Raw genomic sequence first — 19,318 nt, 5'->3', positions numbered from 1 at the left:
ATCCCTTTCAGGTTGTAGATACCTAGCTACCCATTATTTTTGCGGTCTAAAATCATTTTCAAATGCGAAACGTAAAAGTAGGTTTGGTACAAATGAGCTGTACCGCCGATGTCAACGATAATTTAGCGAAAGCCATCGCCAAAACCCGCGAGGCCGCTGCGCAAGGTGCTCAAATCGTTTGCCTTCAAGAATTGTTTAAGTCGCTCTATTTCTGTGACGTAGAAGACCACGCCAATTTTAGCCTCGGCGAAGCCATCCCAGGACCTACCACCGACGTTCTTAGCGAATTAGCCAAAGAACTCGGTATTGTGATTATCGCTTCCTTATTTGAAAAACGAGCGCCAGGTTTATACCACAACACCACCGCCGTTCTGGACGCCGACGGAAGTTATTTGGGAAAATACCGAAAAATGCACATTCCCGATGACCCAGGCTACTACGAGAAGTTCTATTTTACCCCAGGCGATTTGGGGTATAAAGTGTTTCAAACCAAATTTGGAAAATTGGGCGTACTTATTTGTTGGGACCAATGGTATCCCGAAGCAGCCCGTATCACGAGTTTGATGGGGGCGGAAATTTTGTTTTACCCAACAGCCATTGGCTGGGATGTCAACGAACAAGACCCTGCCATTAGCCAAGAACAATACAATGCCTGGCAAACCATTCAGCGAAGCCATTCCGTTGCCAACGGCGTATATGTCGTTTCGGTCAATCGCGTAGGGCGCGAAGCCGATCAGCAGTTTTGGGGAGGTTCGTTTGTTTCCAATCCTTTCGGAAGTCTGATGTACTTGGCTTCTCACGACCAAGAAGAAACGAAGGTAATTGAACTCGATTTGGACAAAACGGAGTATTATCGCACCACCTGGCCTTACCTCCGCGACCGCCGCATCGACAGTTATCAACCAATTACAAAGCGCTTGATTGACGAGTAAATTCGTATATTATTAGAATAGGTGGTTCGTGAGGAGCCACCTATTCTCCCTTTTTCTCAAAACATCCCCTCCTCAATTTCAGCATCGACTTCGCCTTTTCCTTCCAAAATCTGCAAAATAGGTTTGATTTGGTAAATGCTTCGATTGTAGCGGTTGCTCAGGAGGATGATGACAAATTTGTCTTTTGGGCTAAACCACATCAAGGTATTGTAGCCTTTCCACCAACCCGTATGATAGACATATTTGGGTTGTTTCGTTGCTTCGTCCACGTGCATCCGAAAGCCATAGCCGTAGTTTCGGATGCCTCTTTTCTCAAAACTACGAGGCGTGAAAGCTTCTTTCAACGTTTCGGGGCGCAACACACAGCCTCCGCTCAAACCTGCATACCAGCGAAAAATATCATCCATGGTAGAATAGACTCCTTTGTCACCCACGACATCGTCAAAATTGTCTTTTGGCAAGCGGCGATTGTGCTGATAGCCTGCGGTGCGCAACTGGTTTAGGGAATCGTTTTGAGTTGTGACAAGCCACGTATTTTTCATGCCTAGGGGCTTAAAAATCGAGTCATGAAGAAACGCCTCAAAAGTTTTTCCTGACACTTTTTCCACAATGGTGGCCAGCAAAGCGTAATTGGTATTGCTGTAACTAAAATACGTATTGGGGGTATTATAAGGTCTTGGTTTTACGGCGCAGTACCAGCGCACGATGTCATCGTTGGTCGGATAAGGATTGCGTTTACGCACGCTGTCGGTGAGTACATAAGCATAATTGGGCAAACCGCTACGGTGAGAAAGCAAGCTTTTGACTTGGATACCCGAATACGGAAACTGGGGAATAAATTTCTTGACGGAATCTTCCAAACTAAGCTTACCCGCTTCATAAAGTTTGAGAATAGCTACCGCAGTGAATGTTTTTGAAAGTGACGCCAACTGAAACTTTGAATCAGGTCGAAGGGTGTCTTTTTTCTCCACTTGGGCGTATCCGTTAGAGTTCCGATACAAAACAACGCCTTGTTGGGCAATGAGCACATTTCCGTTGAACCGTTCTAGCTTGAATTTTCGCTGAAAGAGCGAATCCAAACGCCTAGCTTTTTCATCGGCTTTGATACGTTTGCGCAGTTCGGTCAGTTTTTCGGGAGAAAGCGGTTTGTCCGAGGCACAATCTACTAATGTGTGGTGAAGGTGGGACGCTTGGTGTTGATTATCGCTCGTGTTGTTGCAGGAAAAAACAACCACTAAGGCAAGAAATGCAATGGTTCTAATCATTCTAAAGTGGGTTAACGAGAGAGGGAAATGTATTGAGCAGAATAAGTACGCAATACATTACACACAACTATTCTACCCACAGTTCTATTGCAAATATAAATAAAAAGGCTTTGGCAGCCAAGCCAAAGCCTTTTTAGGAATGAAAGTTTATCGTTTGAAGAACACTTTCAAGGACGATTATTTACCGCTTTTCGCAGGGGCAGCTGTTTTATTGGCAACCACCTCTCCTTTGAGTGTTAAGTAAACGGTTCCGTTTTCAGCGTTGCTTGGTACAGTCACGGTCTTGTTGAAAGGTCCCATCACGCCAGCGTTAAACGTAGCTTTTACCGTTCCTTTTTTGTTTGGCATTACTGGCTCACGCGTCCACTCAGGAGTTGTACATCCGCAAGAAGCCGCTACGTTACCCAATACGATTGGGTCTGTACCTGTGTTTGTGAACTCAAATACGTAAGTAACTGGCTTTCCTTGCTCGATTTTACCGAAATCATTTTCGTTCTTAGCGAATTTGATTACTCCTTTTTGGGCGAAGCTAACTGCGCTAAATGCTAAAATTGCTACGAATAGTGAAAAAACCTTTTTCATGTTGTGTGTAAAATTAAGTTTTGTGAAAGTTGGTTGCTAGTCTAACAAAAATTGTAGGAGCAAAAGTTTTGCCAAATGTTATTTTTGTTCAAAATTTTAGAACAAAGAAACTCAAAAAAGTTGTATTTTGAAACATCCGTTGTTTTCCTGTATATTTACTTGCCAAAACAACGAAACTTAACAAAAAACACTCATCAAGAAACGTGATAGAAAACGAACTCGCCACCGACCTTATTGCGCTAACGCGCCAAAATATTCTGGACGACTATCGTTTGGTATGTGAGAGTCGTCAAGCAAGCTTGTTGGGAAGAAAAGATGTGATGGGAGGTCGAGCGAAATTCGGAATTTTTGGTGATGGAAAAGAATTGGCCCAAGTTGCTATGGCCAAGGCATTCCGAAAAGGTGACTTTCGTTCAGGCTATTACCGCGACCAAACCGTCGTGGCAGCCCTTGGAGGACTCACGTGGCAGCAGTTTTTTTCCCAACTTTATGGCCATGCCGACGTCGAATTTGAGCCTCACACCGCAGGCCGTTCGATGAACAACCACTACACCACGCGTTATTTGGACGAAAATGGTTTGTGGAAACCCCAAACAACTACCTATAATCATATCAATGACCTTGCTCCTACGGCTGGACAAATTCCGCGCTCAGTAGGGTTAGCATACGCTTCTAAGCTTTATCGTGGCAACGAAAGTTTGCATAAAATGACGGATTTCTCGCACAATGGCGATGAAATAACGTTTGCAACCATCGGAGATGCTTCTACTTCCCAAGGAATGTTTTGGGAAACAATGAACGCCGCAGGGGTATTGCAAGTACCTCTTTTAATGTCGGTATGGGACGATGGCTTTGGGATTTCGGTGCCTGTCGAATATCAAACCACAAAAGCCAGTATTTCTAAAGCACTCGGTGGGCTGCAAAGAGAAGAAGGAACCAACGGCATTGAAATCTTTACAGTCAAAGCTTGGGATTATGTAGGACTGATAGAAACCTACCAAAAAGCCGCAGAGCTGTGTCGTACCCACCACATTCCAGTATTGGTACACGTAGAGGAAGTCACCCAGCCGCAAGGCCATTCTACCTCAGGCTCGCACACCCGTTACAAATCGCCCAAGCGCCTCCAATGGGAACAAGAAGGTGACTGCAATCTGAAGTTTAAAGAGTGGATTCTGACTAATGGCTACGCTTCTGCGGATGAACTAGAAGAAATTGATGACAATGCTAGAAAGCTCATTCGACAAGAACGAAACAATGCGTGGAAAGTATATAGTGAAGCAATCCTCCACGAACAAAATGAAGTAGTAACCTTGCTACAAACAGCCGCTCACGAAAGTCGATTTACTTCTGAGCTGCTCAAAATGAGCGACGAGTTAAAACGAGAAATTGTTCCTTTGCACCGCCACAATACATCAGCCATACGCAAAGCACTTCGTTTTTTACGCTTTGAACCTTCAGCTAGTCGAAACTCCCTGGTAGAATGGTTGGCCAAAAATGCAGAAGTTAACCACGACCGCTTTAGCTCGCACTTATACAGCGAATCGCCCGAATCTCCCCTGAAAGTTACGCCCGTAGCTGCCCAATACCTCGAAGACTCTCCCCTATTAGATGGCTACCAAATTATTCGCGCCAACTTTGACGCCTTGTTTGAACAAGACCCGCGCATCGTTGCGATGGGTGAAGATGTAGGAAAAATCGGCGACGTTAACCAAGGTTTTGCGGGACTTCAAGAAAAATACGGTGAACTTCGCATTACGGATACGGGCATTCGAGAGACAAGCATTATTGGCCAAGGCATTGGTTTGGCCATTCGAGGTCTCAAGCCTATTGTTGAAATCCAGTACTTTGACTATATTTTTTATACACTAGCTACCCTCACCGACGACCTAGCTTCGCTGCATTATCGTACCAAAGGTGGGCAAAAAGCACCGCTTATTATTCGTACACGCGGGCACCGCTTAGAAGGTATTTGGCACTCAGGTTCGCCAATGGGTTCGGTGATTCACAGTTTACGCGGTTTGCACGTTTGCGTACCACGCGATTTGACACAAGCCGCAGGAATGTACAATACGCTACTGCGCGGCGATGACCCCGCCCTCGTTGTCGAGCCTCTCAACGGCTATCGCCTCAAAGAATACCTTCCTTCTAATTTAGGGCAATTTTGTGTACCGCTCGGCGAGCCTGAAGTATTGCGTGAAGGTACCGACCTCACCATTGTCACCTACGGCTCGATGTGTCGCATTGTACAAGAGGCAGCCGAACAGCTTTCTCAGCTCGACATAAGCGTAGAACTAATTGACATTCAAACACTTTTACCTTTTGATATTCATCATTCGATTGTGGATTCTATCAAGAAAACTAATCGGGTGATATTTGCCGATGAAGATATGCCTGGCGGGGCGTCGGCTTACATGATGCAACAAGTTTTGGACGGCCAGAATGCCTATCAATGGCTTGATTCGGCACCAAGATGTGTATCGGCTAAACCTCACCGCCCAGCCTACAGTTCAGACGGTGATTATTACTCAAAACCCAACGTTGAAGACATTGTAGAGGCAGCGTATAGCCTCCTTCACGAAGCAAATCCACAGCAATTTCCAGCGCTGTACTGACCTATATTGACTTCCAAACCCCGTGCTTTTACCCGCAGAGTATTCTGCGGGTTTTTTGTTAAAGATTGATGAAAGTCAGGTTATTTTCTTAGGCACTTTAGTAGGTTGTGGTTGGAATCGCTAATTTTGCGGTTTACTTTCAAAGACATACCTAACCAAACGATATGAATTTCAAACTATCGCAAGTCCCCGACCGCACTTCCAAACCACGTCAGTACGGATTAACAATGGTCATGGACAAAGGGTTGAGCATTCGTCAAGTCGAAGATATGCTCGACATTTCGGCTCCTCATATAGATATTGTTAAACTCGGATGGGCTACCTCCTTTGTTACGCCTAATCTCAAAGATAAAATCGCCGTCTATAAAAGTGCAGGCATTCCCGTTTACTTTGGCGGGACGTTGTTTGAGGCTTTTGTCGTAAGAAATCAATTTGAAGACTACCGCCGCCTTATCGACGAATACCAATTAGAGTACGCCGAAGTATCCGATGGATCAATCGAAATGCCTGCCGAAATTAAGTGTGATTTCATTCGTGTTTTGGCCGAGCAAGTAAAGGTATTGTCGGAAGTAGGTTCCAAAGACGAAACCAAGATTATTCCACCTTACAAGTGGATTCAGCTCATGAAAGCGGAGTTGGAAGCAGGCGCTTGGAAAGTAATCGGCGAAGCGCGCGAATCGGGCAACGTAGGTCTTTTTCGTTCAAGCGGAGAGGTTCGTCAAGGGTTAGTAGAAGAAATTTTGACCCAAGTTCCCAACAAAGACATCATCTGGGAAGCACCGCAGAAAGCCCAACAGGTGTGGTTTGTCAAATTGATAGGTGCAAATGTCAACCTTGGAAACATCGCTCCTAACGAAATCATTCCGCTCGAAACCATTCGCTTGGGGCTACGTGGGGATACGTTCGCCAATTACCTCAACGACAAAACCCGCAAACGCTGGAAGTTGTCGAAATAGTCTGTAGTCCATAGTTGACAGTCCATAGACGCTAGTATCGTCCAAAACCATGTACTATTGACAATCGACTACTAACTATCGACCGTGGACCATCGACCATAGAACTATCAACCATCAACTGTTAACCCCCGACAATACACTAAAAAAAACAAAATGGCCTTTAAGTTTGAACAGTTAGTAGTTTGGCAGAAAGCTGTGGAGTTTAGTGGCGCTATTCATGAGCTTACACTTTCCTTTCCAAAAGATGAGTTATTTGTTCTTACATCTCAAATAAAACGTGCAGCTGACTCTATTTCTCTCAATATTGCTGAAGGTTCAACGGGACAGTCTAACGCTGAATTTGGGCGATTTTTAGGGTACGCCATACGTTCAAGTATTGAAGTAGTTTCATGCCTGTATGTTGGACAACGACGAAATATCATCAATAAATCTGACTTCGAAAAACTTTATTCGGAGATAGAGCAAATTATCAAAATGACTCAAGCTCTCCGAAATTCACTTGGGTAGTTTGGAGTGAATAGTCGATAGGCCATAGACCACTAACCGCCGACTGTGGCTCATTAACCATGGACTATTGACCATCGACTGTGGACTAAATAAAAATGTAAACCAAAAACGATAAAAATGGAATTTCTCGCACAAGTAGTAGATTTTTTTCTGCACCTCGACAAGCACCTTGCTGACATTATTACCGAATACGGTACGTTGACGTACTTGATTTTGTTTTTGATTGTCTTTACCGAGACAGGCTTGGTGGTAATGCCCTTGCTCCCAGGCGACTCGTTGCTATTTGCCACGGGGGCATTGGCGGCTTCTACGGGGGCGCTAAACCCTTGGATTGTGATTCCGTTGTTGATTGTGGCGGCGCTGCTGGGCGACAACGTCAATTATTTTGTGGGTAAGTTTTTAGGCTCAACCATCAAAAAACGAGAACGGATTTTATTTTTCAAACGTGAATATTTAGAACAAACCGAAGCGTTTTACGAAAAACACGGAGGCAAAACGGTGATTATGGCGCGTTTCATCCCGATTGTCCGTACAATTGCGCCGTTTGTGGCAGGGGCAGGAAGCATGACCTACTCGCGTTACATTCTTTTCTGCGTTGTTGGGGCACTTTTGTGGGTACCGACTTTGACGATGCTGGGCTTCTTTTTCGGTAACTTGCCCATTGTGAAGAAAAACTTTGAATTAGTGATATTTGGTATCATTGGCCTTTCGGTATTGCCAATGGTATGGCAGTTTGTCAAGGTTAGGTTTTTGACGCCAAAGGCGTAGGAAACCTTTTAAAAATACGAAGCTCCGTAAGTCAGGATTTGCCTGATTTGCGGAGCTTTTTTAGTTTCATCCGACGCAAAACCATGTTCACCCAGCTTGGGGCTTATTTCGTGTATTATTTTTGGGCAGTTACCCGCGATTTTTGATTTTTGTTGAACCTAACAAGCCGCTGAAACAATGGACGAATTGACAATAAAAGTTCGCACCCTTCGGGAGATGCTCAAAACAACTACCTAAAAGCTGCCAGAATAGGCGTATAACAGTTAACCCATGAAACGAGTCTTAGGTATTATTTTAGCAGTTACTTGTATTAATGCGGCCATTGTTTTTATATGGACTGACAATGTACAGATTCGGCGAACTTCACAGCTCGTTGCTGCCATCACAAGTTTTTTGATTATATGGTCCAATTTTACACGAAAGAAAAATGAATAATTCAACATTCATCATTTGTATCATCATCATAGTTGCGGGCCTTGCAGCTAGATACAGAAAGAAAAAAGATTTTTAAGGCATACGTATTGAAAAATCAGGTTGAGCGCATTAAAACGGAAAACTAGTAGCTATTGCTCCAGATTTGTGCCCCTGTATAATTTTATTTCAGGCATAGCTCCAAATACAACCTCGACTGATACTGTCGACAAAGAAAATCGTATATCACTAACTCGTGTAGGCGCTGATGCGCAGGAATAAGGCGATTGAGCAACATATGGATGTAGCTGCCTAACCAATGATTCACTTGTGAAGGTGAAGATGAATACAGGATTTTATAAGCAATAGGGGCAATTTTTGCTGATTTAACTGAGAGAATGTCAAAAAGAAAGGGAGTAATGGTAGGATGCTGGTCAGACAGAATGTCTTGTACCATAGCGCGATGAGTGCGGTATTTTTGGTCTAATTGCCGTTTTAGCGCTACATCCATGTTGAATTCTTGCGCAAAACTGTTGCGTAATGAGCTCAATAAATCAAGCTTTCGTTGAAAATCGAACTCAAACGAATCTAAAAGCGCATCAATGGCCCGAATCCCATATAACCAACGGATTTCTTCGCGGGCGTCGCCTTCGGTTTGGTCAAGAAAAGCCAAAATAGCTTCGCTGTCGTGGTAGAAAAGCTCCTCAGCAAGCTCAATCGTCTCAAAACCATACCGTTCCAACTCTCGCTCGTAAGTATCAGCTTGTATTTTCCAAAGGTATTTAGACAGCAAAGCGGGTTGCAAAAAATGGTTGAATAATTGAATCACTTCCCCAATTTGAGCAATAGCTGTGAGATGAAACCGAATCCGTAAATGAGGATCGGGGTCGGAATACCGAATAAAAAACCATTTATCAATCAAATGGCGCCGTTGTAGTTCTTCGCAGAGTGGTTTGATAAAAGCCACTACTATTTTATCGGCCACTTTTACTCCGCCGTACAATTTGAAGTAAAGCCATTCAGAACCGATGGAAAAGTGGCGTGTAGGGAAAAGCGTAGGACGCTTGGGGAGAGAGGAAGCATAAGACGAAGTTTGCCGAACCAGTAGGGCAATGCTTTGATTTACAAACCCATTCTGGGAAAGAGGGGCTCGAAAAGTAGGCTGCGTGTGTTCGTACAAAAACTCCCTCAATTGGAGTTGAGTTCGGTTTTTGATGGCATCTTTGAACGCTCGGACACTTAACAGGTTTGCCCAATCAACAACCAATTCATTGTCGCCGTCGGCCAACGTCAGCAAGCGGTTTTGAAACGGCGGAACGTCAAGTAAAGGTTGATCGGCTAGAAGGGCATCAATTTGCTTTTTTTGAAGTTGCCAGGTGGCGGGGTGCAAAAGGGTGTTTTGGTAAGTAACTCGGGGCAAAAACAGAAACTTTTCGGCTAAGTTGCCCCAATCAAAACCAAAACGACTGCGCTTGCCTTGATGCTGTAAGTCGCACAAAAATTGATATACGGGCAGGCTATTGTGACTATAATTATGCGCATTACTAAGGCGGGGTACGACTATTTTGTTGAGCCTTTGTGAACGTAAGATAATTTCCCCCTGCCGTACCGAAACGCACAAATCTTGTACCGAAATTTGGTTCTCTAAAGGCAATGACGATTGACCCAAAAATGGAATCTCATACGCTCGAAACGCAGGATGAAGCAATATATTTCCTGTTCGGCTTTCGGGCAAATGGATGATTTCCGCAAATACCACTTCGGAGTTTTGGGCTTGTTCGGCCTTGGTAATGTCATTAACGGTAAAGGTAGCCGATGCCTATCTCGGTATCCAATGCCTCCAGTAGCGGTATTTCTTGGGTATCGTAACGAGCCAAGAAACGCTGGGCAAAGGCGTCTAAATGACTGTTTTTTCTTTTTGTCGATAGGCGATTGAGTACTTCTAAAGCCGCTTGGATGTCTTGTTGACTTGCCAAGGGGAGCTGTCCTTCTGGTAGTTCTCGAAACAAATCCGTTTGAACCAGTTTATTTTCTTCTATTGTTACATTGAGTGTTTTGAGGAGTTCAATCAGTTGCTCATAATCAGAAATGGAGTTGGTTTTCTGATTATCTAACCCGTTAAGAGATTGATTAATTTGGTCTAACTGGTTAATAATAAATCCTAGCTCGGAAGATTGGGTTTGGGCAAATACCTTCTCCAACACCTGTACAATTTGCTGCAAAAAAGACCCGCCCGTGATGGTTGGCTCCAATTCCGAAACCAACAACTGGGCGGCGATGAGTTCGTCAATAAAAAGTTGGGCGTCGGAGGTAGTGATTTCATCGTTGACCAACACCCCAACCAAATCACCATAGCAAGCCCCAGTTTGAGCGGTTTTTATGACGCTTTCTAAGTAGTCGGTAGTATCAACCGCACTGATTTGATGGTTTCGCCTTCCTTCTACATAGACATATTCTACGTATCGGAGTTCGTTGCCTATGGGGTAAAGACTACTGTTTGGAAAATAAGTAAGATAAGGACGAATGTTGGGGTTCTGCGCCAATGACAAGGCCAAAGCGCACAAAAAGTGCATGTCGAGGCGGGTATGCCTTTGGGTATCTTGCTGAGACAGTGAAATAGGGGTGGCTTCTCCCCATTTTAAAGCCGTACAACTGGCAAATAGCCCAAAAGGCGTGCAGCGGCTCATCATACGGCTGTAGTATTTGGTGAGCGATGCCCAGAGCTTCTCTTCTTTACGTTTCTCCAACATTGCCCCGTCGCGCCAGGCAATAGCAGTGCGGTAAAGAGAAGGAGAGGCCAGAAAAATAGCCTCCAAAAACCAATCTTCGTGCAGTACCATCCGAAGGTGGGCCTCCGTCAGGTTTTGGGGACTAAAAGGTAAAAAGGGGGTACGTACAACGACCGTAGGGTGAAACGTATAGTGCTTTAGCATAGTCATAAGAAAATTCCCATTGGCGCAGGACGCTTGCAGGGTTAGGGGGCTAATAAAAATACCTTTGCCCAATCCAACTGCTCTCGTTTGTGATAGATATACCCCAATAAGACAAGCTGTACGCCTACGTAGCCATTGAGGAGTGAGCCTTCTTGGCCTTTGAACGTCTCATGTTGGAGGTCGTGGTCGAGAAAGGCAATGGTTTTATCAATCCATGTTTGGTAGTTTCGATAGTAGCCGTCGTTGCCAGTGAGTTTGTACAAGGTATGATACAAGTGTGCCACACCTGCCGCTCCATGGCAGAGGCGTGAATCGCTCACGAGGGTAGCTTTTTCGGTTTGGCGGCGGAGGGTACTCACTCCACAAAGGTCGGCTCGGCGGCGCAGTTCGGGGCTTTCCAAAAACGCCGCTGCCCGATACATCAGCAAAAGGATGTTGAGGTCTCCGTAGCACAAAGCCAGCCGATTGCTAAACTTGCCTTCTTCTGTCTCTGCGGTGAGTGTGAGCGGAAAGAGCGAAAAATCGGTTTCCTGATTCGCCGTTCTTTGGTGTTTGAGTATAAAATTGACTCCACGCCTTACCACCGACCTTGCCAATTCGGCCTGTACTCCCTTTTGGGCAGCTTGCATCAGAATAATCATAAAAGCCGTTTGCCCGTGCGATAGGCTAAGGTTAATAACTGTTTCGTCTTGGGGAGAGAGGATATTTGGAAACCAAAGTCCGTCGTCATCTCCCTGCACTTCATCTACAATTTTTTGAACCAACACTTCGGCACGCTCACGGAAGAGGGGGTTGGAAAGCCGCTCCAAAAAATAGAAAAGTATGCCAAAAGCTCCGTGCCAAAAATCCAACTTGCGCTCTGTAATCATTTCTAAGGCCGACTCATACGCAAAGGTGTCTAAGTCGGCCAAAGTTTCGTCTAGGTCAAACTCTAGCCACTTTTGGCGATGTAGCATCGTGACTACGTAGCAAAACCCTGCGGCTCCTACGCTCATAGCCGCGCCACTGAGCTGAGGGGTATCGTTGTTGAGATTGTCAAACACCTCGCCAAGTACCCGTAAGCACTCCTCTTTGTGGGCGTACTCGTGGGTGGCTTGCCACTGATAGTAGTATTGCCAGACTACCCCGAGCTTTCCCCCAAACAGCCCATCGTTTTCGTACTGAACCTGTGAGGTAATAGCTTGCATTTTGTCGAGATGAATAGCAGCGGTGTGTTCCATATCGTTGTTTTTTGATGCAAACTACACCGCCAACCTATCTCTTTACAAAAAAAATATACCAAACCGTGTTTGCCCCTGACGAAATAGGCGTTTGGACGGGTGAAATTACACAGTAGGCCTACAGGAACGCCCCCCTTCATGTGTTAGTTCAGAATCCGTAATCCCTCTAATTTCTCCCTTATGCCTTGTATTTTCATTTAGTTTAGTAATAGTTGATTTTTTCAATATGAGGATTGGTTGTTTTGCTATTTTCATCTTTTAGTTGGTTTGAAATTTATTACTGGTTTTTATCAATTCTAGAGACTTCTTTATCAATCCCCATTTTCCTTTCTTTTACTTTTACATTTTTATTTCCAAATTTATAATTAAGATAAAATAACAGAAATCGCGTTTCTGCTTTGCGTTTATTGAATCCCTTTTGGACATTCGTGTCATAATCTTGGCCTACATAAAATGTATTAAAAATATCAGAAAGGCTTAATCTAATTTCTCCATTTTTATGAAATACACTTTTCTGAATACTTATATTTGTTTGAACAAAAGGACTTATGACATATATTCCTAATGTTTGAGGTGAAACATAAGAAGCAGTAAAATCGGCACGCCAGCCATTATTGAAAGTAAAAAAGTTGTTGGTATAAGCATATAAACCATTTCCATTTCTATTCCCAATTCCTTCAATACCTCCTAATTGATTTCGAATCTGAAATAAATTTAGACCACTGACAGTCCGCCACCTATCGTTAATTGATTTTCGATAACTAACGTCTAATGAAAAGAGCTCTTCTTTTGGTTTATTTACAACTTGAATAACTCCAACGTTATTTCTTAAAAAATAAACTGAAGTCTGGTCATCGATGACACCGCTGTAAGACAATATAAATGACCAAGTTTTATTGTACAGATAACTGAGTTCAATATTGGTGGTAAGGGTAGGCCTTAAGAGAGGATTTCCAATCGTAACCCTATATGGATTGGTATAAATAATCTGATCATTTAAGTTACTATAGCTTGGTCTTGTAATCTTTCGACTATAACTGACTGAGAACTGATTAAGGGCAGAAGGGTTATATTGCAAAGAAGCACTTGGAAACAATTGTAAATAGTTCTGTTGGTTGGCTTTGGTACTATTTTGGGTTTGGCCTTCGGCATAGCTATCCTCTAAACGTATTCCTAACTGATAGTCAAGCTTTTTGATTTTGGCTGTATAGTTTACGTAGACTGCATTAACAGTCTCAGTATAGTCATAAACGAAACTTTTCTTCGGGTCGGCAGCCCACTGATTGTCGGTTTGCTGTTGGTACTTAAAATCAGTATTTACTTTGGTGTGTCGTAACTGAAAGCCCGATTCTAGGCTACCTTTTTGGGTTGGATGAACGTAAGTACCGCGCAACGATTGAATTTGGATGGGTTGTGTCCACGGAAGATTTACTTCAAGCGCAGGGCGGTAGGTAAGTAAGCGAGTGGCATTAAAAAACTGATTGTTAATGGTCTCTTGAAAGTCCGTATGGTAGTAGCCATAATCGGCATCAATGGCAAGGTCTCGCCCTTTTTGTTTGAAACTGTGCTTAAAAAACAAGTTGGCATTGAGGTTTTGGTAGCGGACGTTACCTTTGGTTTGCAGCGTAATGACAGAATCCAACCGCGCCTGGTTACTGATTTCGGTAGCCCCGTTGGCGTTGCGTCCTCGAATGTTTTGGTCGGCTTGGAGTAGTACCCCTATCGTTGTTTGAGAAGTAATGTTATAGTCTAAGCTCAATTTTAGAAACTGAATAGTGCGTTTGCGGTTGTCAAAATCGGTATCCAGAAACGAGGTGGCAAGCGGGTTTTTAAGGGTACGGGTTGCTTCCAGATTAAAGTACTGTTGGATAAATTGATGGGTATAATTACCTGTAAAACTCAATTTCTGGCCTTTGTGGTTGAGCAATAGCCCGCCGTTGTAGCGCGGAAGTCGGCCTGTGCCAACACCTGCCGTCCAAGTGCCCGTAGTGCCTAAGTTTTTCATTTTTAGGGTACGGATATTAATCACGGCCTTACCCGTGGCGTCGTATTTAGCCCCAGGATTGCTGATGAGTTCAATCTTTTCGATGCTGTTGCTCGGCATTGCATTTAAGATGCCTTCAAGGCTTTCGCCAGAGACGTTGGTTTGGCGGCCATCTATCAAAACAATCGCTTCTTTGCCCCGAATACTGATGCTATTTTCGTTGACGATGAGCGAGGGAGCGTATTTTAAAACATCGACAATCGTCCCCGCATTGGCCATCACACTTTCAGCCACATTTACGATGGTTTTACCCGATTCCTCCGTGAACAAGGGCTTTAATGCCCGTACCTTTACCTCTTTTAGATTGATATTTTCTAAACTCAAAGCAATTGTGGGTACAGTGATTTCGTCGGTTTCACCAAGGGTAATCTGTATTTTTTTACTACGATATCCTACATAGTTTCCAGTGATTTCATAGTCGCCTTGCGTAAGTTTTTTGAAGGTGTATTTTCCGTTTATATCCGAGGTTGTATAGAGTTTTTCGTTTATTGTTGTAAGTTGAATAGTAGCATGTGGCAGGGGTTGATTCGATAGAGAATCTAAAACTATGCCATTTATTTTTTTGCTCTTATTTTGGGATATTGAACTATGGTATATGGAGAGTAAAGAAAATAGCAGGTATAGTGGCTTCATGTTTTTTTGCTTTATATTTGCCCAGCAAACATACAAGACAGATTATAACTTTTGTGACTATTTTAGGTGAAACTGTATTTGCAGCTGACGAAACTCCCTTTGCTAATGACAAAACTGGAAAACCACAGGATGAAAATATCCCCTACCTATCGCCAACTACTTCTCCATCTGGCTTGGTGGGTGTTTTATATTGGGAATTTTTTTATAGCTCAATATGTCCGTAATCCTAAGTATGAGTGGTATATCATAGATATGAGCTTGTACTTTTTATCTGATATTTTATTTTTTTACTTTTTTATTAGTGTTACCGCAAAGTATTTATTCAATAAACAAACTATCTGGATAGGCATAGGATTTTTTCTTCTTAATGCTTCTATATTATATGGGACAGAAGCATCAAGAGTAATTTGGGCTTACTTTGCAGGATTTTATGACCAAGTTCCCAAGTATTATTTCCAGCTTCATACTCTTTTGCTGGCCTACCTACGTGATGTAGTCCAATTCACTGGTTATGGGACAATGTATTGGTTTTACAACCGATTTTATGAACAGCAAAAAGAAAAGGTAGAATTAGAAAAACGCAGTCACGAGATAGAGGTGTCGTTTTTAAAATCACAAATCAACGAACACTTTACGTACAACATGCTCAATCGGTTTCATACCGAAGCTTCCAAGTACTCTGAGCAGTTGGCCGATGGGATTTTGTCGTTGTCGGAGTTGATGCGTTACTCCGTGAAAGAGCACGAAAATACGATGGTGACCCTGAGTGAAGAAATAAAATACACCCAAATGCTGATTGCCCTCAATCGGCAGCGGTTGGACAACCAAGTGGAGGTTAATTTTGATATAGAAGGCAACTTAGAACAGCCCTGGAAAATCCCGCACTTGTGTATCCTTACATTGGTAGAAAATGCCTTCAAACACGGTGCGGTCAGACAAGCTCCCCTCCAGTTGCACCTCAAAGTAACGCAAGAGCAGCTGTGGTTTTCGACCAAAAACAAAATCAAATCCTCAACTAGCGAGCCATCTACGGGGATTGGGGTCAAAAATTTGGGACGAAGGCTTGATTTGCTTTGCGAGGGTCGAGCTACGCTCAAAGCCCGTATTGAAGACGAGTATTTTTATACAAATCTGGAAATAAAAGCCCCCTGCCCCCCAATGGGGGAATAATTAATACGTTCGCTATCAATTCTTCGTACACATCGATCAAAAAAATGCTCAATTGTATCATTATTGACGACGAAGCTTACAATATAGAGAAGCTTCAAGGTTTTATCCAGCAGCACGGAGGTCTGCAGTTAGAGTTTTCGACCACCGACCCCATCAAAGGCATGAACTATATCAAAGCCCATGACCCCGACCTGATTTTCCTGGATATTCAGATGGACGAGTTGTCGGGGGTGGAGTTGGCCAAAGTGATCAAAGACAAAAAGAAAATCGTCTTTACAACCGCTTCCGACAAATATACCTTGGGTGCTTTTGAAGAGGGGGTATTGGATTATATATTGAAACCCTTCGGCTACGGGCGGTTTGAAAATGCCGTTCAAAAAGCACTTGACTATCAAAAAATCAGGCAAGAAACCACCGTTGAGACCACGCCCTCGCCCGTGAAGGTATCGGGCGACTTGTTTTTGAAAGGCGAGAATAAAAGCAAGCTGATCCGCCTCCGTCTCGAAGACATCTATTACATACAAGGCATGGGCAACTATGCGGGCTTTTGTACCAAAAACGAACTCTTATTGGCGCTCATTACTTTCAAAGAATTAGAAGAACGGCTCCCCCATCCTGCGTTTATTCGGATTCACAAATCGTATATTATCTCTTACGACTCAGTGGTGGCCGTAGATGGCAATGAGGTTACCATCCGTACCGACAAAAAAGACGTTCAAATCCCGATTGGGGCCATGTATCGCGAGCAATTCCTGGCGCTGATTCAACGGAAATAGTATTACCTTCTTTTATTTCATCACTTCTAAAGCCAGTTTTGTCATTGGCAAAGGTAGTTTTACCTATTTTATTTGCGATAGATAGGGGTTTGAGTGCAAGTTTGTAGGGTCGTTTGATGAATTAATTAAACCAACACAGCCACCTTTAAACTCCTTTTGTCCAATGGAAAAAATTACCATCAAAGTTCGTAAACTTCGCGAGATTTATGGCTACTCTCAAGAATATGTAGCCTTCGAAATGGGAATTAGCCAAGCGGCTTACAGCAAAAAAGAAAGTGGACGAACCCGCTTCACGCTCGAATGCCTAGAAAAACTAGCCGATTTATATCGGTTTTCGCTGATGGAACTCGTGAGTTTACCTGCCCAAGAGCTCTTGATACGGGCCATTAGAAATACGGATCGCTTGGCAGCGTAATCAACACTGTTATAAACTACAACTTTTGGTTATTGAGTTCGGGAGGGGTGAGGTACTACTTTTGTTACGGTCAATGAAACAAACACGAAACAAAAGAAAGCCATGAACACACGTCGAATTTGGGTCGTAGCAGTGGCAACCATAGGCCTGACAACGGCCTGCCGCAGCGAAGAAAACGACGTCCAACCCGAAAAGTCTCAACCAGTAATAGTAGCTGCGCCCGTTGGTTCGCCCAAGCCATTGCCCGACCCTCACGAGGAGTATCAGGTAAACGGTGGACTCTCGTTACGAAACCCAAAGTAATCTAACGAAGAGTTATAAAGTACAATCAAAAGTTGTTGAAAATCAGTATTTTAGTAGAGTATCTTTGTCACAGCAAATCAAACAACAGCCATGAAAACATCAAAAAAAGTAATTGCCTTGGTAGGAATCGCGCTTTGTAGTGCCTGCTCCGAAAAGACCACCGTTCAGCCAAAAGAGTCGGCAGTGACGGTGATGCAAACACCGCAGCCAGAGCCTAAGAGCGTAGCTGACAATGCTCCCGTACAAACGATGATGCCACAGCCACAAGCTACCCACGAACGCTGACAAAGTACCACCTTGAGAAACAAGCCGTGGAGGGCTCCAACTGCATCTCCATGAGAATATCGGCAAAATGCCACCCACCGACGGTAAGTGAGTAGCTCCACGGCCTGTGATCTCAAGAATTTTTTAATTTATTTTTTCACTTTAACCATTTTTTCAGCCATGCAAACGCAAACAAACACAGTAGAACTGACTCAAGTAGAATTAACAAACCTTACGGGAGGTGATGGCTATGCACCTTCAAGCCAAGCTCAAGGCGTCACTGACCCAACTCCTCAACAAGCCGCCGAAGAGCTATTGAAACTGACTACGGGGGCAGTGTATTATTAATCGTCGAATCTCCCTTGTGCCATCCCGGGTAGGCACAAGATGATTATAAATCAATTTTTTTAACAATTTAACCAGCTTGAAAACAATGACAAATTTGGAATTGAGTGGATTTGGCGTCAGTGAATTGACTTCAAATGAAAAGAACGAATCTAATGGCGGCTTAGATCCAGTGACAGTAGGTGTAGTTTGTGGAATTATTGGCGCCATTTGGGCAATTAATGAAATGTCCAAAGATGCACAGGCAGGTTGGAATTCATACAAGCCTAAAAATATGAGTTTCTAAGGTAATTTTACTATTTTTAAACATAGAAAACTATTTGATATTATGCAAAAGCTACTTTTGATTGCTGCCATTTTGATTGCTTTACTGAATGTTAACTATCTAAGCATCTTATTACAGGGAGGCACGGTTACATCAAGCAAATACATGGGTGGTATGTTTATGCTTTCGTTAGTTCTTCTATTTATGTGGAACTTTCAAAAAGACAAACTTTCTATGTTTAAAATTATTTTAATTATTTTACTCTTTGTAAATTTATTTTTTTTCTACTTTAAAAATAAATAAAAATGCAACTTTTCGAACAAAATAATAATCTGTTAAATTTAACAGATTTGGAATTATCTCTAACAATGGGCGGAGCCGATTCTCCTAAAGGGATTGTACAGTGGACTTTTTACTATATTCATTATGCTGTTGATGAGTTTGTAGGGGCATCACAAGCATATGCTTCACAAGGAGCACTTTCTGTCGGAGTAGGAGCTGCTATTCGCTAACTCTATGGATTAATCAAAACGCTTAAGTATAGTACTTAACTATATTTAAGTGTTTTTTGCACTAATAATATTTTTTAATAAAATTGGAGAATCCTAAAATAGGATTTATTATGACTCCAAATTGATACTACTGAATAAATAGAGACAACCAATTAATTATCAATATTTTAAAAGTAGCAAATTGAAGCGACAATTGAGAGACTATTTTTTTAACTCAAAAACAAAAAAAGAACTTTTTACCTTTTTTTGTTTGATTTCTTATTGAAATTTTTCTTATTCGGAAATTATTACTTACAAGTAGTTTTGATGTCTTATTAAAAGATTATATGAAGCTAGAACCCATTATTTTAAATATTACTATTTTCATAGAATTATTTATCAAAAATACTCTAATTAAGTCATTTT

At 42.8% G+C, this 19,318-nt stretch carries 20 protein-coding genes; 14 read left to right on the top strand and 6 right to left on the bottom strand.

Annotation, left to right across the window (positions count from 1 at the left end; translation table 11 throughout):
* Positions 1-62 precede the first annotated feature (62 nt).
* A complete protein-coding gene (locus tag K339_RS0115390) occupies positions 63-932 on the top strand; it encodes a carbon-nitrogen hydrolase (protein ID WP_028524391.1) in 870 nt (289 codons plus the stop codon).
* A gap of 56 nt (positions 933-988) precedes the next feature.
* Here the strand turns inward: K339_RS0115390 and K339_RS0115385 are convergent, their stop codons facing one another.
* Positions 989-2,197, bottom strand: a complete 1,209-nt coding sequence (locus K339_RS0115385; RefSeq protein WP_028524390.1) for a serine hydrolase domain-containing protein — start codon at positions 2,195-2,197, stop codon at positions 989-991.
* Between the two features lie 177 nt (positions 2,198-2,374).
* The gene (locus K339_RS0115380; RefSeq protein ID WP_028524389.1) at positions 2,375-2,779 is read right to left on the bottom strand and encodes a DUF1573 domain-containing protein; all 405 of its coding nucleotides are present in this window, start codon (positions 2,777-2,779) and stop codon (positions 2,375-2,377) included.
* Between the two features lie 203 nt (positions 2,780-2,982).
* Here K339_RS0115380 and K339_RS0115370 point away from each other — a divergent pair, with 203 nt between their 5' ends.
* From K339_RS0115370 to K339_RS0115355, 4 genes are all read left to right on the top strand, one after another.
* Positions 2,983-5,391 carry an alpha-ketoacid dehydrogenase subunit alpha/beta gene (locus K339_RS0115370; RefSeq protein ID WP_028524388.1) on the top strand — a complete coding sequence of 803 codons (2,409 nt, stop codon included), beginning with the start codon at positions 2,983-2,985 and terminating at the stop codon, positions 5,389-5,391.
* 164 nt (positions 5,392-5,555) lie between these two features.
* Positions 5,556-6,347, top strand: a complete 792-nt coding sequence (locus K339_RS0115365; protein ID WP_028524387.1) for a phosphosulfolactate synthase — start codon at positions 5,556-5,558, stop codon at positions 6,345-6,347.
* 153 nt (positions 6,348-6,500) lie between these two features.
* Entirely contained in the window at positions 6,501-6,854 is a 354-nt protein-coding gene (locus K339_RS0115360; protein WP_028524386.1) for a four helix bundle protein, read from the top strand.
* A 117-nt stretch (positions 6,855-6,971) separates the two neighbouring features.
* A complete protein-coding gene (locus K339_RS0115355; protein WP_028524385.1) occupies positions 6,972-7,622 on the top strand; it encodes a DedA family protein in 651 nt (216 codons plus the stop codon).
* 595 nt (positions 7,623-8,217) lie between these two features.
* Here the strand turns inward: K339_RS0115355 and K339_RS0115345 are convergent.
* The 4 genes from K339_RS0115345 to K339_RS0115325 all read right to left on the bottom strand — a co-directional run bounded on the left by K339_RS0115345 (position 8,218) and on the right by K339_RS0115325 (position 14,863).
* Positions 8,218-9,825, bottom strand: a complete 1,608-nt coding sequence (locus tag K339_RS0115345; RefSeq protein ID WP_374754642.1) for a thiopeptide-type bacteriocin biosynthesis protein — start codon at positions 9,823-9,825, stop codon at positions 8,218-8,220.
* A 4-nt stretch (positions 9,826-9,829) separates the two neighbouring features.
* A complete protein-coding gene (locus tag K339_RS0115340) occupies positions 9,830-10,966 on the bottom strand; it encodes a lantibiotic dehydratase family protein (RefSeq protein ID WP_028524383.1) in 1,137 nt (378 codons plus the stop codon).
* Between the two features lie 41 nt (positions 10,967-11,007).
* Positions 11,008-12,186, bottom strand: coding sequence for a lanthionine synthetase C family protein (locus tag K339_RS0115335; RefSeq protein ID WP_028524382.1), 1,179 nt, complete (start codon positions 12,184-12,186; stop codon positions 11,008-11,010).
* A 277-nt stretch (positions 12,187-12,463) separates the two neighbouring features.
* Complete coding sequence (locus K339_RS0115325) at positions 12,464-14,863, bottom strand: TonB-dependent receptor (protein WP_028524381.1); 2,400 nt, start codon at positions 14,861-14,863, stop codon at positions 12,464-12,466.
* Positions 14,864-14,992: 129 nt separating this feature from the next.
* On the opposite strand from K339_RS0115325, the gene K339_RS0115320 reads away from it, so the two are divergent.
* From K339_RS0115320 to K339_RS0115280, 9 genes are all read left to right on the top strand, one after another.
* Positions 14,993-16,033: a sensor histidine kinase gene (locus K339_RS0115320; RefSeq protein ID WP_028524380.1), complete on the top strand. Its 1,041-nt coding sequence runs from the start codon at positions 14,993-14,995 to the stop codon at positions 16,031-16,033.
* A 44-nt stretch (positions 16,034-16,077) separates the two neighbouring features.
* Positions 16,078-16,809 (top strand): LytR/AlgR family response regulator transcription factor, encoded by a 732-nt coding sequence (locus K339_RS0115315; RefSeq protein WP_028524379.1) that lies wholly within the window; start codon positions 16,078-16,080, stop codon positions 16,807-16,809.
* A gap of 163 nt (positions 16,810-16,972) precedes the next feature.
* Entirely contained in the window at positions 16,973-17,224 is a 252-nt protein-coding gene (locus K339_RS0115310) for a helix-turn-helix domain-containing protein (RefSeq protein ID WP_028524378.1), read from the top strand.
* A 102-nt stretch (positions 17,225-17,326) separates the two neighbouring features.
* Entirely contained in the window at positions 17,327-17,527 is a 201-nt protein-coding gene (locus tag K339_RS0115305; protein ID WP_028524377.1) for a hypothetical protein, read from the top strand.
* 90 nt (positions 17,528-17,617) lie between these two features.
* The gene (locus K339_RS0115300) at positions 17,618-17,812 is read left to right on the top strand and encodes a hypothetical protein (RefSeq protein ID WP_028524376.1); all 195 of its coding nucleotides are present in this window, start codon (positions 17,618-17,620) and stop codon (positions 17,810-17,812) included.
* Positions 17,813-17,971: 159 nt separating this feature from the next.
* On the top strand, positions 17,972-18,139 hold the full coding sequence (locus K339_RS37160) for a hypothetical protein (RefSeq protein WP_157607601.1): 168 nt from the start codon (positions 17,972-17,974) through the stop codon (positions 18,137-18,139).
* Positions 18,140-18,224: 85 nt separating this feature from the next.
* Entirely contained in the window at positions 18,225-18,422 is a 198-nt protein-coding gene (locus K339_RS0115290; RefSeq protein WP_028524375.1) for a hypothetical protein, read from the top strand.
* Positions 18,423-18,464: 42 nt separating this feature from the next.
* Entirely contained in the window at positions 18,465-18,704 is a 240-nt protein-coding gene (locus tag K339_RS0115285) for a hypothetical protein (RefSeq protein ID WP_028524374.1), read from the top strand.
* Positions 18,705-18,706: 2 nt separating this feature from the next.
* Complete coding sequence (locus tag K339_RS0115280) at positions 18,707-18,913, top strand: hypothetical protein (protein WP_028524373.1); 207 nt, start codon at positions 18,707-18,709, stop codon at positions 18,911-18,913.
* Positions 18,914-19,318 lie beyond the last annotated feature (405 nt).

The organism is Runella limosa DSM 17973, from assembly GCF_000482465.1.
Taxonomy (GTDB): Bacteria; Bacteroidota; Bacteroidia; order Cytophagales; family Spirosomataceae; genus Runella; species Runella limosa.
The sequence above is the reverse complement of the archived record's forward strand: the minus strand, read 5'-3'. Positions and strand labels throughout refer to the sequence as shown.

Coding starts and splice junctions, on each gene's coding strand:
- K339_RS0115390 (WP_028524391.1), top strand. CDS start 63: ATGCGAAACGTAAAAGTAGGTTTGGTACAAATGAGCTGTACCGCCGAT.
- K339_RS0115385 (WP_028524390.1), bottom strand. CDS start 2,197: ATGATTAGAACCATTGCATTTCTTGCCTTAGTGGTTGTTTTTTCCTGC.
- K339_RS0115380 (WP_028524389.1), bottom strand. CDS start 2,779: ATGAAAAAGGTTTTTTCACTATTCGTAGCAATTTTAGCATTTAGCGCA.
- K339_RS0115365 (WP_028524387.1), top strand. CDS start 5,556: ATGAATTTCAAACTATCGCAAGTCCCCGACCGCACTTCCAAACCACGT.
- K339_RS0115360 (WP_028524386.1), top strand. CDS start 6,501: ATGGCCTTTAAGTTTGAACAGTTAGTAGTTTGGCAGAAAGCTGTGGAG.
- K339_RS0115355 (WP_028524385.1), top strand. CDS start 6,972: ATGGAATTTCTCGCACAAGTAGTAGATTTTTTTCTGCACCTCGACAAG.
- K339_RS0115340 (WP_028524383.1), bottom strand. CDS start 10,966: ATGCTAAAGCACTATACGTTTCACCCTACGGTCGTTGTACGTACCCCC.
- K339_RS0115335 (WP_028524382.1), bottom strand. CDS start 12,186: ATGGAACACACCGCTGCTATTCATCTCGACAAAATGCAAGCTATTACC.
- K339_RS0115325 (WP_028524381.1), bottom strand. CDS start 14,863: ATGAAGCCACTATACCTGCTATTTTCTTTACTCTCCATATACCATAGT.
- K339_RS0115320 (WP_028524380.1), top strand. CDS start 14,993: ATGAAAATATCCCCTACCTATCGCCAACTACTTCTCCATCTGGCTTGG.
- K339_RS0115315 (WP_028524379.1), top strand. CDS start 16,078: ATGCTCAATTGTATCATTATTGACGACGAAGCTTACAATATAGAGAAG.
- K339_RS0115310 (WP_028524378.1), top strand. CDS start 16,973: ATGGAAAAAATTACCATCAAAGTTCGTAAACTTCGCGAGATTTATGGC.
- K339_RS0115305 (WP_028524377.1), top strand. CDS start 17,327: ATGAACACACGTCGAATTTGGGTCGTAGCAGTGGCAACCATAGGCCTG.
- K339_RS0115300 (WP_028524376.1), top strand. CDS start 17,618: ATGAAAACATCAAAAAAAGTAATTGCCTTGGTAGGAATCGCGCTTTGT.
- K339_RS37160 (WP_157607601.1), top strand. CDS start 17,972: ATGCAAACGCAAACAAACACAGTAGAACTGACTCAAGTAGAATTAACA.
- K339_RS0115290 (WP_028524375.1), top strand. CDS start 18,225: ATGACAAATTTGGAATTGAGTGGATTTGGCGTCAGTGAATTGACTTCA.
- K339_RS0115285 (WP_028524374.1), top strand. CDS start 18,465: ATGCAAAAGCTACTTTTGATTGCTGCCATTTTGATTGCTTTACTGAAT.
- K339_RS0115280 (WP_028524373.1), top strand. CDS start 18,707: ATGCAACTTTTCGAACAAAATAATAATCTGTTAAATTTAACAGATTTG.